This is a genomic window from Pseudomonas sp. DE0010, from assembly GCF_007680745.1.
GTDB lineage: Bacteria > Pseudomonadota > Gammaproteobacteria > Pseudomonadales > Pseudomonadaceae > Aquipseudomonas > Aquipseudomonas parafulva_B.
Genome location: NZ_VEJQ01000034.1, coordinates 39,001 through 51,195 on the forward strand (window position 1 = coordinate 39,001; position 12,195 = coordinate 51,195).

At 55.5% G+C, this 12,195-nt stretch carries 12 protein-coding genes and 3 pseudogenes; 4 read left to right on the forward strand and 11 right to left on the reverse strand.

From position 1 onward, the window contains the following. Window positions 1-4: 4 nt before the first annotated feature. Window positions 5-766, reverse strand: a complete 762-nt coding sequence (locus FS767_RS20360; RefSeq protein WP_144967812.1) for a DUF2076 domain-containing protein — start codon at window positions 764-766, stop codon at window positions 5-7. 167 nt (window positions 767-933) lie between these two features. On the opposite strand from FS767_RS20360, the gene FS767_RS20365 reads away from it, so the two are divergent. Then, complete coding sequence (locus FS767_RS20365; protein WP_058603606.1) at window positions 934-1,590, forward strand: hypothetical protein; 657 nt, start codon at window positions 934-936, stop codon at window positions 1,588-1,590. Between the two features lie 16 nt (window positions 1,591-1,606). On the opposite strand, the gene FS767_RS20370 is transcribed toward FS767_RS20365, so the two are convergent. Further along, complete coding sequence (locus FS767_RS20370; protein WP_058603605.1) at window positions 1,607-2,386, reverse strand: helix-turn-helix transcriptional regulator; 780 nt, start codon at window positions 2,384-2,386, stop codon at window positions 1,607-1,609. A 317-nt stretch (window positions 2,387-2,703) separates the two neighbouring features. On the opposite strand from FS767_RS20370, the gene FS767_RS20375 reads away from it, so the two are divergent. After that, the gene (locus tag FS767_RS20375) at window positions 2,704-3,528 is read left to right on the forward strand and encodes a carbon-nitrogen hydrolase family protein (RefSeq protein ID WP_144967814.1); all 825 of its coding nucleotides are present in this window, start codon (window positions 2,704-2,706) and stop codon (window positions 3,526-3,528) included. Window positions 3,529-3,611: 83 nt separating this feature from the next. Beyond that, the gene (locus FS767_RS20380) at window positions 3,612-4,934 is read left to right on the forward strand and encodes an APC family permease (RefSeq protein ID WP_144967816.1); all 1,323 of its coding nucleotides are present in this window, start codon (window positions 3,612-3,614) and stop codon (window positions 4,932-4,934) included. Window positions 4,935-4,974: 40 nt separating this feature from the next. Here the strand turns inward: FS767_RS20380 and FS767_RS23250 are convergent. After that, a pseudogene (locus FS767_RS23250) lies at window positions 4,975-5,151 on the reverse strand (IS5/IS1182 family transposase); the annotation flags it as partial. 457 nt (window positions 5,152-5,608) lie between these two features. Between FS767_RS23250 and FS767_RS20390 the strand changes: the two are divergent. Next, the gene (locus tag FS767_RS20390; RefSeq protein ID WP_144967818.1) at window positions 5,609-5,908 is read left to right on the forward strand and encodes a hypothetical protein; all 300 of its coding nucleotides are present in this window, start codon (window positions 5,609-5,611) and stop codon (window positions 5,906-5,908) included. A 35-nt stretch (window positions 5,909-5,943) separates the two neighbouring features. Here FS767_RS20390 and FS767_RS20395 read toward each other — a convergent pair whose 3' ends face one another. From FS767_RS20395 to FS767_RS20435, 8 genes and pseudogenes are all read right to left on the reverse strand, one after another. Beyond that, window positions 5,944-6,216 carry a colicin immunity domain-containing protein gene (locus tag FS767_RS20395; RefSeq protein WP_144967820.1) on the reverse strand — a complete coding sequence of 91 codons (273 nt, stop codon included), beginning with the start codon at window positions 6,214-6,216 and terminating at the stop codon, window positions 5,944-5,946. Beyond that, a pseudogene (locus FS767_RS20400) lies at window positions 6,213-6,413 on the reverse strand (adhesin); the annotation flags it as partial. The pseudogene FS767_RS20400 and the gene FS767_RS20395, both read right to left, overlap by 4 nt. A 32-nt stretch (window positions 6,414-6,445) precedes the next feature. Then, window positions 6,446-6,976, reverse strand: a complete 531-nt coding sequence (locus tag FS767_RS20405; protein WP_144967824.1) for a hypothetical protein — start codon at window positions 6,974-6,976, stop codon at window positions 6,446-6,448. A gap of 1,051 nt (window positions 6,977-8,027) precedes the next feature. After that, entirely contained in the window at window positions 8,028-8,435 is a 408-nt protein-coding gene (locus tag FS767_RS20415; protein WP_178102754.1) for a hypothetical protein, read from the reverse strand. Then, the gene (locus FS767_RS20420; protein ID WP_144967828.1) at window positions 8,384-8,662 is read right to left on the reverse strand and encodes a hypothetical protein; all 279 of its coding nucleotides are present in this window, start codon (window positions 8,660-8,662) and stop codon (window positions 8,384-8,386) included. Before FS767_RS20420 ends, FS767_RS20415 begins: the two co-directional genes overlap by 52 nt. Window positions 8,663-9,156: 494 nt before the next feature. Next, window positions 9,157-9,852: pseudogene (locus FS767_RS20425) on the reverse strand (IS5 family transposase); the annotation flags it as partial. After that, entirely contained in the window at window positions 9,846-10,238 is a 393-nt protein-coding gene (locus FS767_RS20430) for a hypothetical protein (RefSeq protein WP_144967830.1), read from the reverse strand. The pseudogene FS767_RS20425 and the gene FS767_RS20430, both read right to left, overlap by 7 nt. 15 nt (window positions 10,239-10,253) lie before the next feature. Further along, window positions 10,254-12,195: hemagglutinin repeat-containing protein (locus FS767_RS20435; RefSeq protein ID WP_178102755.1), on the reverse strand; the 1,942-nt coding region annotated here is incomplete at its 5' end.

Below are 12,195 nucleotides of genomic sequence, written 5' to 3' on the forward strand. Positions count from 1 at the left end.
GCCGTCAGACGTAGGAATCGTCGTCGGAGAATAATCCCCCGTCATCACCGCCGTAATCGGCGTCACTGTAACCGCCCTGGTCGCTGCCCCAGTCGCTGTTGTCGGCCACGTGCTGCTGCTCGCTCTGGTCGTTCCAGCCGCCGCTGTCACTGGCCTGCGCAGGCGCTTCCTTGATCACTTCGACCACCTCTTCGGGCTGGGAATTGTGGTTGAACAGGCTGCTGATGCCCTGGGCCAGCAAGACACCACCGGCTACACCGGCAGCCGTCTGCATGGCGCCGCCCAGGAAGCTACTGGCGCCGCCGCGCGCGGGCGCTGCGCCGAAGCCCGGCTGCTGGGCCGGCGGCTGCGAGAAGCCAGGTGCCGCCGGCTCGCGCCAGCCGCCACCGGCGGGTGCGGACGGCGCGACCGAGCGCTGGGGCTGAGGGGCAGGTGCCGGTGCCGAGCTGCGCCCGCCAGCGCCGAAGAGGCTGGACAGAAAACCGCCGCCGCCTGCGTTCTGCGAGGCGCTAGCCTGCGCAGCCTCGGCCTGGGCGCGTGCCTGCTTGAGTTCCGCTTCGAGTTGTTTGTTCTGTTCGTCCAGGCGCTTGATGGCCGCTTCCTGCACCAGGATCGCCTGGGCCATGTAGTAAGGGGCCGCCGGCTGCTGGCGCACATGCGCCTCGATGCAGGCCTGGGCCTGCGCATCACGTGGCTGGCTTGGGTCTTCGGCCTGCTTGATGCGGCTGAACAGGCCATCGATCAGGGATTGTTCTTCGGTATTCATGGGGCGACCTCGTGGGTAGCGGGACTACGGACAGGCTCAAAGATGGGGCGTCGACGCGGCTGATTCAATCACCGGCGGGGTGAAACTTTTTTCAGCAAGTGACGGATCAGGGGTCGCTTTGGGCTAGAGTTAGACCCCCTGTTTCAACTGCCATGCGATGTTGACCCATGAATCCGCTGAGCGTTTTGCGCGACTCCCTCCACTTCTTCACCCGCCACCTGGCCGGTATTGCCCAACTGTGCCTGCCGCTGGTGGTGCTCGAAGCCGTGCTGACCCAGGTGCTGTATCGCCAGCTGGGCGAGCAGGCCTCCCCGGCCTACGGCATGCTGATCTACGTGCTGTGCTACCCGCTGTACAGCGCAGCACTGATCCTGTACCTCGATACCCGCAGCAATGGCCAGGCCATCGCCAAGCGCGACCTGTTTGCCCGTGCGGTGCAGCTCTGGCCGGCGCTGACGCTGCTGGTGCTGATCAGCTCGTTGCTGATCATGGCCGGCATGGCCTTGTTCGTGTTCCCAGGGGTGTGGATCATGGTCAACCTGGTGTTCGGTGAATACCTGCTGGTGCTGCGCGGCTTGCCCGTGGTGCAGGCGATGCGCGAAAGCGCCCGCATGACCACTGGCCATTTCCTGCGCATTCTGGTGTGCCTGCTGGCCGTACTGGCGTCGATCTGGCTGATCGAAGGCCTGATCCTGATGGCCATCCCCGACCCATCTCCTGGCGTGCAACTGCTCGTGGACAGCCTGGCAGGCTTCCTGCAATTGTTCGGCACGGTGGTCATGTACCGGCTGTTCATGCTGCTAGAGGTTGAGCAGCGCACGTGAACGCAGCTACCAGCTGCTAGCGCTGGGCCTTGAGAAACAAGGCGAACAGCTCTGACTGGGACTTGATGCCCAGCTTGCGGTAGATGTGCTTGCGATGGACCCGCACGGTTTCCGAGGAGATGGCGAGTTTGCGGCCGATCTCCTTGCTGGAACAGCCGCTGAGCAGCATGCGGCCCACCTCCAGTTCGCGGGCGGTGAGCGGCGTTTCAAGGTTGCCGAAGCCCTCGGCCAGGTGGTTCTGCCACGCAGGCGCCGGAGTGACTTCGTCGACATCGTGCTCGAACCGAAAGCGCTGGCGCATGGTGGCCAGCACCCAAGGTTGCAGCAGGTGCAGCAGCGCAATCTGCTCGCCCGCAAAGCGTGAGCGGCTACCCAGCGACAGGCACAGCGTGCGCCCGGCATCCAGGGCCACGTTGTACTGCACCTCGTCGGCCACCACGTTGAGGCGGAAATAACGCTGGTAATAGTCGGTGCGCTCGAAGCATTCAGGGGCCACGTCGGCCAGCTGCACCAGGCCGCTTGCCGGTGTTTCCCGGCTGGCGATGTAGAACGGGTCCAGCAGGTAAAGGCCCTTGAGGTAATCCTGAAATAACGGGTCCAGCCCGCCATCACTGCCGGGAGATTCGGCATACACCAGCGGGCGATGCTCGCTGAAAAGAAACGCGACCCAGCTGTCGAACGCCACGTATTGCTCCAGCAACCGCACTAGGCGCAGCCAGAAACCGGGGTGGTCCAGCGCATCGATCACCTGGCCGACCGACCGATGCCAGGCAATGTCCTGAAGTGTGAGGTTCATGTCCGGGCTCTGTACCAAAAGGTGAGATGCAGGTCAGGGTGAATACAACTGAGCAGGCAAAGTGTACTGGAGTGCATGGGCAATGCGGCGCTGTTTTCGGCGCAGCGCTGGCCAGTACCGAAGGAATGTGTACAGGGCTAACCCCTATGGGTTACCTCAAGGGCGTAATTACCCCGCCGCCGATGGCAGCGGCATACTCGGGCAATCACCGTCCGCCACAGCAAGTGGCAGGCACGTTATCTCAGCCGGTGCAGTGCGCTGGTTTCACGCCGCGTCGATCACCTGGCAGCCGTTTGGCTGCGCAGTCAGGAGTTGCAATGAAAGTAGAACTCGTCCAGCTGGACGGTCGCGACGGCGACACCGCCTACAACCTGGAACGCACCCTGGAGGCGATCCACCGCGCCGCAGCGGATGTGGACCTGATCGTGTTCCCGGAAACCCAACTGATGGGCTTTCCGACGCAGGACAACATCGCGGCCATCGCCGAGCCCCTGACCGGCCCGACGCTTGCCGCCGTCGCCCAAGCGGTGACCGACAAGGGCGTGGCAGCCGTGGTCGGCCTTGCCGAAGCGGGCGAAGACGGGCGCTTCTACAACACCACCGTGTTGATCACCCCGGAGGGTGTCGCGCTGAAGTACCGCAAGACCCACCTGTGGGCCTCCGACAAGGGCATCTTCACGGCGGGCGATCGCTACGCCACGGCGCTGTACAAAGGGGTGCGCGTAGGGCTGTTGATCTGCTTCGACATCGAATTCCCCGAAAGCGCCCGCGCCCTGGGCCAGCTGGGGGCCGAGCTGATCCTGGTGACCAACGGCAACATGGACCCGTATGGCCCCACGCACCGCACCGCCATCAGCGCCCGCGCCATGGAAAACCAGGCCTATGCGGTGATGGTCAATCGCGTCGGCCAGGGCGATGGCAACCTGGTGTTTGCAGGCGGCAGCGCGGTGGTCGACCCTTACGGCCAACTGTTGTGCGAGGCAGGGCGCAGCGCCTGCCGGCTGCAGTTGGACCTCGACATGGCGCTGATCGGGCAAGCGCGCCAGGACTACAGCTACCTGGCCGAGCGCCGCTTCGAGCTGCCAGGCCAGCAGGTCGAGCACCCAGACGGCTTGCGAGAACTGATCCTGACCACCGTCTGAACCCTTGCGCCACGGCTGGCGCCCAGGGCCCAGGCCGGGCCCTGACACTGAACTCCATAAAAAACACAATCCGGAGTAACACCATGGCCCACTTGAAACGTACCCTGTCGCTGGGTGCGGTGACGCTGTTCGGCATCGCCTACATGACCCCCATCATTGTGCTGGGCACCTTCGGCATCCTTGCCGACACCACCCAGGGCGCTGTGCCCTCGGCTTATCTGGCCGCCTCCATCGCCATGCTGTTCACCGCCCTGAGCTACGGCAAGATGGCCAAGGCCTTCCCCGTCGCCGGCTCGGCCTACACCTACGTGCGCAAGTCCATCAGCCCCAAGCTGGGTTTTCTGGCCGGTTGGGCGGTGCTGCTGGACTACCTGTTCCTGCCCATGGCGATCTGGTTGATCGGCGCGGCCTACCTGCATTCGGCCTTCCCGGCGGTGCCGCACCCAGTGTGGGTGCTAGCCTTCATTGCCGTCACCACGGCCATCAACATCATCGGCCTGCAACTGGCCAAGACCGTCAATGGCGTACTGATGCTGCTTCAGTTCCTAGTACTGGCAGCCTTCGTGGGCCTGGCCGTGCACTACGCCACCGGCGAGCTGAACCAGCCGTTGTGGTCGCTGGCACCCTTTCATCAGGACGGTTTCCAACTGCCTTTGATCATGAGTGGCGCCGCCATCGCCTGTTATTCGTTCCTGGGCTTCGATGCGGTCAGCACCTTGACCGAAGAAACCCATGAACCGCGCAAGACCATCCCTCGCGCCATCCTGCTGATCACCCTGCTGGGCGGCTTCATCTTCATCGTGGCCAGCTACTTCGTCCAACTCGCCCACCCTGGCGCGACCTTCAGCAACCCGGACTCGGCTGCCTACGAAATCGCGAAGGCCATTGGTGGGGACATTTTCGTCAGTTTCTTCCTGATCGGCCTGATCGCGGGGCAATTCACCTCAGGGCTTTCGGCACAAGCCAGCGCCTCGCGCCTGCTGTTCGCCATGGGCCGCGACGGCGTACTGCCCAAGCGTTGGTTCGGGCGACTGAGTGCACGGTTCGGCACACCGGTCATCAGCATCGTCCTGTGTGGCGTAGTCGCGCTGCTGGCCTTGCGCATGGACGTGACGACCTCCACCTCGTTCATCAACTTCGGCGCTTTCCTGGCCTTCAGCCTGGTCAACCTGTCGGTGATCTTTCACTACTGGATCGCCCAGGGCGAGCGCGGGCTCAAGGCTGCAACGGTGTACCTGGCCTTCCCCTTGATTGGGCTGGTGGCTGATCTGTGGCTGATGGCAAGCCTGGACCACATGGCCATCTACCTTGGCGTGGCCTGGCTGGGCCTGGGGTGCCTGTACCTGCTGGTGATCACCCGTGGGTTGCGCCAACAGCCGCCAGAGATGCATTTCGAGGAAGCTTGAAGTGGGGCGGGCAGTGTGGCTGGCGGGGCCTATTTGATGACTAGGCTCTGTACGAAAAGAGACGTCGCAAACACCGCATGGAGCAAGCCTGGGAGACCACGGCGGCATAGCTTATCGCAAGCTTGTCAAAGCGCGTTACGATCCGGCGGTTCTCTTTCAGCCAGCTAAACATGTGCTCGAGGGTATTGCATGTCCACTGGCTGTATTGAGGATCATCCGTAGGGATAGATTCTGCACATCGCGTCAGTGTACAAGCGGCCGCAGTCAGCCGATCAGCTTTGTCAGGATGGCGTTGCCGCTGTTCATCCAGTGCCTGAGTTTGGGATCGGTGCAGCATGTGGTTGTACTGCGTGGCATGCTTTGCCACCCAACCGCCTTTCTCTATCGAACTGACGTCCGCGTCCCCAGACTGACCGCCGCCATTACACCTACGACCTGAGAACTCATCGAAAGCAGCGTCTTTTGCGACCTGACAGTAGAGTGATGCGCAAGCTCGTAGCTTGTTTGCAGCTATGTGCGCGCCTGCAAAGTCGTTTTATGACGGCTGTGCGTGGGAGAACTTTGGGTCTGCCGATTTTCTCTACTGCCGGTTCGCCAACCTACGTACAGCTGTCACCCATCCGTTTGGCGACGTTTGAGTGATGGCGTTTATCACTCAGGTAGAGAGTCTCAGGATGAATCGATATATTCCGCTTACCGGCCTTGATTCGAATGTTCCTGCGCTGTTGATTGATGCGCAGGCGCCTATTCATGTTCTTCATGCTGCTGTATATCGTATTCGTACGGTGACCGAGGCTTTGGAAAGCCTTGCATGCCACGAAGGTATGTCTTCGCGTGAAGGATGCACGCCCTGCGCATCGTCATACGACACTATCCCCCCTACAAGCTTGATCACTTGCCCGGTTTTTCTGGAAAGATTTAACGCTTTCCGGGAATTGTCGGAAGACATTCTGCGCACCCAGGGCCTTTATTAGTAGCCATAGTGATTCCGACTTTCCGTCTTTACCCACTAATCGACGATTAATTTCTCTACTAGCCTTGCAACCTCAGACTTAAGCATCTCACCGTCAAATTCATAATCTTCCCTTGAATCCCCGACTTCATACATATCCGCAGCACAAAAAATACTAGATAAACATTCGTTCAACGAAGGCTCATCAAGCTGGAGAAGGTTGCTATCTCGCTCAATTTTCCAAAGCTCAATATACGCTTCAGAAAAACTTTCGGCTGACAGCCTCCCAGCTACAAACGATTTAGCAAACTCCAAGATAGTGCGACTCATCGCAGAACTCCATTTTTAATAAAATTATCAAATTGCTGAGTTCCCGGTGCGAGTTTAAACCCTGTCACAAAATTTCCTGACGCATCGAGCACAACAGCGTTATTAGTTTTCGAATTAAAGAACACTTTGGAGTCTTTTACAAATCCATATGTACCTCGCTGAGTCGTGGAAGGAGAGGCCATGTGACTTTTGATTGCAGACTCATACCCACATTTGCTTTTGCACCTAACTAGTTAGCGATTTCCAGATAAAACGATTCCGCATGAATTTCCCAGGTCACCCAGCCAGGCCCAGGAGGAGCGTCAAGAACGCCCTCCAAGAAATACTCTTTTATGTTCGACCCCGAAAATTTAGGCAAATCAAACTTCTCCACAAGCCCGACGCCTTCTGGCTCTTTGCTACCAACGACATATCTGTCTATCTTTCTAACGGAAAAACATACGCCTTCAAAAACAAGCCAACAATCTCCAACATATTCATATTTAAGAACTTCCGCGCTTATTGTCTTGTCCTTATATTCCACCCACTCCTCGGAGTTTTCCATGCGCCCAATAACAAGCCCATCGGCTTCTCTGACCTCACTATATTTATTCCCGTTCCACGGGTCATAAAAATACCTTCGAGAGAAAGCACCCCTCAATCCCAAAGAAACGCCAAGCCCATCTTTCAAATAAAACTTCAGCATATTCTTTGAAAAAACATGAACTCCATATACAGACATATATGTGTCCAGCGAATCAAAGTCAGCGTCCAATCTCATTTAAATCGCTCCAAGACAATCGTTCTCACAGTAGAAATATTTATCACCGGAGTCACACCATCCGATTGAAAGAACGTCTAACCAGCAAATCTTGAGTCTAACGTCCGGTTATTCTAGACCACTCTTAACCCCAAAGAGCCCAACTCTGCCTGACTAGGTAACTTTCCGTAACGATTTGCGCTGTTCGCGTTGATATATATTTTCCCACCTGGTTCCACTACGCGAGTAGCCTCCGGCAGAAAATCCATCATCTTCCCGCCAGGCCCCATATATGGATTTGTAGCGATTACCTCGCCTAAAGATCCGTCTTTAAACGGCAGTTTCGTTGCATCGGCGCGGATTCCCGATTGAATATCGGCGCGGATATCTACGTTTATTGCGCCAGGAGTCTGCGCATTCTTCCCCCCGAACAGCTCAACGGTGGGCTTCGCGCCTCCCGTCGCTTTTGCACCTAGCGCAGCATCATGCCATACCAAACCATCCAGAGCATTTGTAGCCCCGCCCACCCACATAGAACGTGTGACCCACATCCACCGTAAGGTTATATGTCTTGCCAACCGAGAGATACAGCTCCAGCGAGTCGACCTCCGACGAGCTATCCACTGAATTTCCATCTGCCAGCGATTGCAGGCGGTCGCCAGGTTTTAGGTCGATGACATTGTCCATCAGGTAGCGGTACTGGTCGTAGTGCTGACCAGGCCGTCGGCAAGGAAGCGCTGAGCGTTTGGTGCGTTGAGACGTGTAAGCGAAGGGTTTATAGTCCGCCCGTCGCTCACAGACGACTCAGGTTTGGCGGCCTGACAGTCGATACACGCGCAAGCTAGGCGTCTCAAGAATTTCCATACAGTCCCTAAAGCGGGCAGTAAAAATTACTATCCGCATGCTTCTGCTAGCTTATTAAAGAGCAAGCTTCTAAAAATATCTGATCTACTTCAACTGTGAGACAGCTGAATCTGGGCAAGGGTATTTTCTCCTGCCATAATTTAGCCTTAACACATGCATACCTCGTGAAAATTTCTCAACAATTGAAAAATGTAGGAAACGAACCGCTTCAACCCAATATTTTCTTGATTGTCTCGGGTAATCCTATAGATAGGAAACCCCATTCCGGGTCATCAAACTCCCCCATCCCTTTAAAAAGCAACCCACCTGCTTTGTACACCTCGTGAAAAACATTCAAATCTTCAGTCAAGCTACCGGACCACCCCAGGCTAAGAATAGTTTTAATCTCAAAATTTTCAGGCACCAATATGATATACGAACAACGCTCTTTAACTATTAATTCAATCATGCTCTCAATAGATGCTTTCGAAATCTTTATAGCACCAAAAAATTTCAATTTTTCATGGGCCTCCGAAAAAAATTCCTGAGGATCACTACCTCCCAAGATCTCACACCCTTGAAACTTCAGCGCCCCCACAACTTTCGATGTCGTACTATTCTGGTATTTGGTTGCCAAGCAGAATTCCCCACAATCACCCAGACTTCGTAGCCATACATGTTTTTACGAATTAAGTTGAAAATAAATTTACAGACAGCCACGAGAGAATTATTTGGTGCGCCATTAATTAAAAAGCTAGCTGCCGACAAACCTAATTCAGCACCCACCTTAGAAGCATCAAAATTGTAAACTTCATTATATTGGAAAATATTCTGCGTGCTAGTAACTTCAATATCAGTAGTCATAATGATTTCCAGCTTCATCATTAAAGTGTGGACCCCGGTTTTGTGGGTTACCGGTGCCAATAATGACCTTCTGCGTCATCACGAATTCTCACCGTCTTAATTCCTCCACCTGATGCTGGAATTTCAAACTCATAAATTTTCCCGGCTGAGGGTTACCCCTTTTGTCGACATTTGGAAGAATGCCACTAGGTTTCTGGCTTACGGGAACTCCTGATTGACGTTTGGCCTCATTAAAAGCCCCAGCCCGCCCAGCACCTGCCGGACTCATATTTTCAGGAATTTTGCCTTTTCATCGCTAGCAGAATCCTGATACACCAACCCCGACTCAGGAAGATCCACAATCGGCCTGGAATAATCACCTGGAGCCTGATCCACGACCTCGCTACCGCCCGTCGAGCCTATAGCCTCCGGTCTCCCACCATTAGCATAGCCGTCACTGGACGGATTGCTTCCCTGTTCGTGAATGGGCTTCCCTGAATCAGAGCCTCGATCAGTTAACCAACTTTCAGGGAGACTAGTCTTGAGCACCACTTCCATAATCCCTTTAGTGATATGGCGCAAGCCAGCGAGACCACCGCTCCATAACCTTTTGCAAGCTTGTCGAAGCGCGTTACAAGCCGGCGATTTTCTTTCAGCCACCCGCACATGCGCTCGATGACATTGCGCTGTCGATACTTGGGCCGGTCGAACAACCTGGGCAAACTTGGCTTAGGCTTGCGCTTGATCGAGCGCATCGGAATGACGGGCTGCATGCGGCAGCGGTCGCAGTACTGACGCAAGGCCTCTGCGTCATAGCCTTTGTCGGCTAGCAGCCACTTGCAGCGTTTACGAGGTCGCCCGCGCTGGGTGGAAGGTATGCTGACGCCATCGAGCAGCGGCTGCGCATAGCTGATATCACTGGCTTGACCGCGAGAAAGGAGAAAGCGCAATGGTACCCCGTTGACGTCGCAGAGCATGTGGATTTTGGTCGTCAGACCACCGCGACTGCGGCCTAGAGCGTGATCGGCAGGCTCGTCAGATTACTTTTTTCGAGCACCTGACGAGGACCGAATGGCACGCACTGTGCCCGAGTCGATCATCCAGTTCTGTAGATCAATCAAACCTTGCTCGTTCAGCTTCAGGTGCAAGCGCTTGAGCATCCGATCGAAGCTTGTAGAGCTCAGCCAAGTATATCTTCTGAAACTTAAATAACGATAATATCACCCGAGCTTAGGAAAATTGAATAAGCTTCGAATTCACTGTCAGCATCACCTTCAATTATCACAGCATCCCCGCTATAAAATAGAATTTGCAAAGTATCTCCTGCCAGCACGCTTACTGACTCAACGTCTTTCAGCAAGAGATCTATCAGCGGAGCGCTTGTGTAGGAATTTTCAAAATCTCTATGCCCATTTGTATTATTGATGAAATACTTCAAGCCGCCTTCCACATTGAAAGAAACTCTGTAAATTGCACCTCCAATAGTTAGTTGCGGCCGTGAAAAATCAAACCTAGTCAAGCAAGAACCAAACGAAATAGTTTCAAGATAACAGCCTGACAGCAAGAGAGGGTCAAAGTCATTAGGCAATTTATACATAGCAGTTCCCAAAATTTACCTGCGTAATGGGGGGAGTGAGTTTGGGGGCAATGGAATATGAGTGTCCCCTTGGCCCTTACCTGGCTTACCAGTCGCGGGATCAATCGCCTGCTTATTGCTATTCTGCCACCGCCAGTACCCGTTTTCATAGCCGGGAACAGCTGAGGAGCCAGGCGGCATGACTCTAATATGCTCACCTTTGGCAGGGTCAGTACCCGGTGGAAAATAGATTTCGCCCCCATTTTTCCCAGGCCGACTGACCCATCCAGCAGGGATCACCGGTGCTTGCGGGGGGTTAGATATTTTCTCTACATTCTTCGGTACTTTGGGGCCTCCCTTCTCAGGCGCCAGATCTTCCTTGTTATCGATTTTCTTTTGCGAACCAGCGGAGACTGTCTTCTGCTTCCCTGCTCCCTTCAAACCGTCCGCAGCTCCTATTACCACCGAACTGATCAGCCGTCCGCCACCGATCAACGACGCTTGGAATGGAATATTCTCATCAAGCTCATTGCCCTCCATCACCACAGCGATTTTCTTCCCAACCAATTCGCTATACTCGGAAAGCTGCCCGATAATTATTTGGCCAGCCGGCGTCCCAGCCAATGAGTCGTAAACAATCAATTGCGCGACACCCTTCGGCCCCTGTGCCATCGCAATCAAAACTCCGACAGCTTCCGTTTGTTCCGGATGCTCGCCAAGATAATCGTTGATGGTCGCCATCGATTTCAGCATGCTCTGCGCGAGCGTGTAATCCGGCTGCACATCTGTGGCTGGTAAAAGCAGCGCCAAGGAGTTGGAAGACCCTGCCTCAGCCTGCAGCTTTTCACTCAAAGGCTTGAGGGGTTCAAGATCGATCCCTGCGATTTTCCCGATCTCTTCAATGACCGTCTTCTGGAATGCAGGATCGGCCAATTGCGCCTTAGCCTGCTTGGCTGTCAATCCGCCCCTAAGCAAGGCATCCATGGCCTGCTCGGCAAAATCATCACCCATCCGATTCGAGATCACGGGATCAAGTTTGCGTCCAAGCGATGCTTCCAACTTGTTTATTGCACGTGTCAAATCACGGGAAGCACTCTCATAATTCTGTTTCGCTGTCTCGTCATACCCCTTGAACTGGCGCACCCACTCCTTGGCCGTCTCGCTGGGCGGACTTACCGCCTCTACCGAGGACTTCGTCACGTACAAATCAGTACGATGCTCATCGTCCTTCGTGACTTCATAAGCCCTACTCACATCCCGGTTCAAACCAGCGGTCGAGTCCTGCCCTGCGTTATCCCCACGCACCACCACATCGCCCGCATCCACCGTGCCCCGCACGATCTGCTGGCGATCCTTGTCGTAGTTCCAGCCCTCTACGCTCCAGCCGTTCTGGCCCTGATCGCCCTTGCCTACCTGACTCGGGTCTTGCGTGGTGTTCTTGCCGATACCGTATGAGCCACCGACATTCAGGTAGTAGCCATGCTCCTTATCTTTACCGGCAATGTCGCTGAACCCGAGCGTATTGGTATCCAGCTTCAACTTACCCGTGTCCGAAGCAATCAAAGCACCATCAAGCTGGGTATGGTTTTGGGTACGTATATCGAGCGCGTTTTGAGCAGTAATGCTGCTTTGCTTCTCAACCCAGTTCTTGCTGCCCGTGGTCCGGCCATAACCCATCGAGCCACTGACGCCACTTCCTGGCCCCACTACCACCGTCGCGCTGAGGTCGTATTCCTTGCCCTCGGTCTTGCCGGTATCGGGCAACGACGTGACGGTCAGATCGCGGCCAACGCGCCCGACGACCTCATTGCCGCGCAACGTAGCGCCCGCGATGTTGCTGTCCCGACCGCTGGTAAAGGCCAGTTGGTTGCCGGCATACAAATAGGCTTCCTGCTGTTGCTGGCCCTCACGCTTCAGATTGCCTTTACCCAAGTTGACGCTGGCATAAAGACCAACACCCTCCGAGCCCACCGCCAGC

What these genes read in the sequence shown, in the direction of transcription:
- FS767_RS20360 (WP_144967812.1), bottom strand. Translation starts at nt 766, where the DNA reads ATGAATACCGAAGAACAATCCCTGATCGATGGCCTGTTCAGCCGCATC.
- FS767_RS20365 (WP_058603606.1), top strand. Translation starts at nt 934, where the DNA reads ATGAATCCGCTGAGCGTTTTGCGCGACTCCCTCCACTTCTTCACCCGC.
- FS767_RS20370 (WP_058603605.1), bottom strand. Translation starts at nt 2,386, where the DNA reads ATGAACCTCACACTTCAGGACATTGCCTGGCATCGGTCGGTCGGCCAG.
- FS767_RS20375 (WP_144967814.1), top strand. Translation starts at nt 2,704, where the DNA reads ATGAAAGTAGAACTCGTCCAGCTGGACGGTCGCGACGGCGACACCGCC.
- FS767_RS20380 (WP_144967816.1), top strand. Translation starts at nt 3,612, where the DNA reads ATGGCCCACTTGAAACGTACCCTGTCGCTGGGTGCGGTGACGCTGTTC.
- FS767_RS20390 (WP_144967818.1), top strand. Translation starts at nt 5,609, where the DNA reads ATGAATCGATATATTCCGCTTACCGGCCTTGATTCGAATGTTCCTGCG.
- FS767_RS20395 (WP_144967820.1), bottom strand. Translation starts at nt 6,216, where the DNA reads ATGAGTCGCACTATCTTGGAGTTTGCTAAATCGTTTGTAGCTGGGAGG.
- FS767_RS20405 (WP_144967824.1), bottom strand. Translation starts at nt 6,976, where the DNA reads ATGAGATTGGACGCTGACTTTGATTCGCTGGACACATATATGTCTGTA.
- FS767_RS20420 (WP_144967828.1), bottom strand. Translation starts at nt 8,662, where the DNA reads ATGACTACTGATATTGAAGTTACTAGCACGCAGAATATTTTCCAATAT.
- FS767_RS20430 (WP_144967830.1), bottom strand. Translation starts at nt 10,238, where the DNA reads ATGTATAAATTGCCTAATGACTTTGACCCTCTCTTGCTGTCAGGCTGT.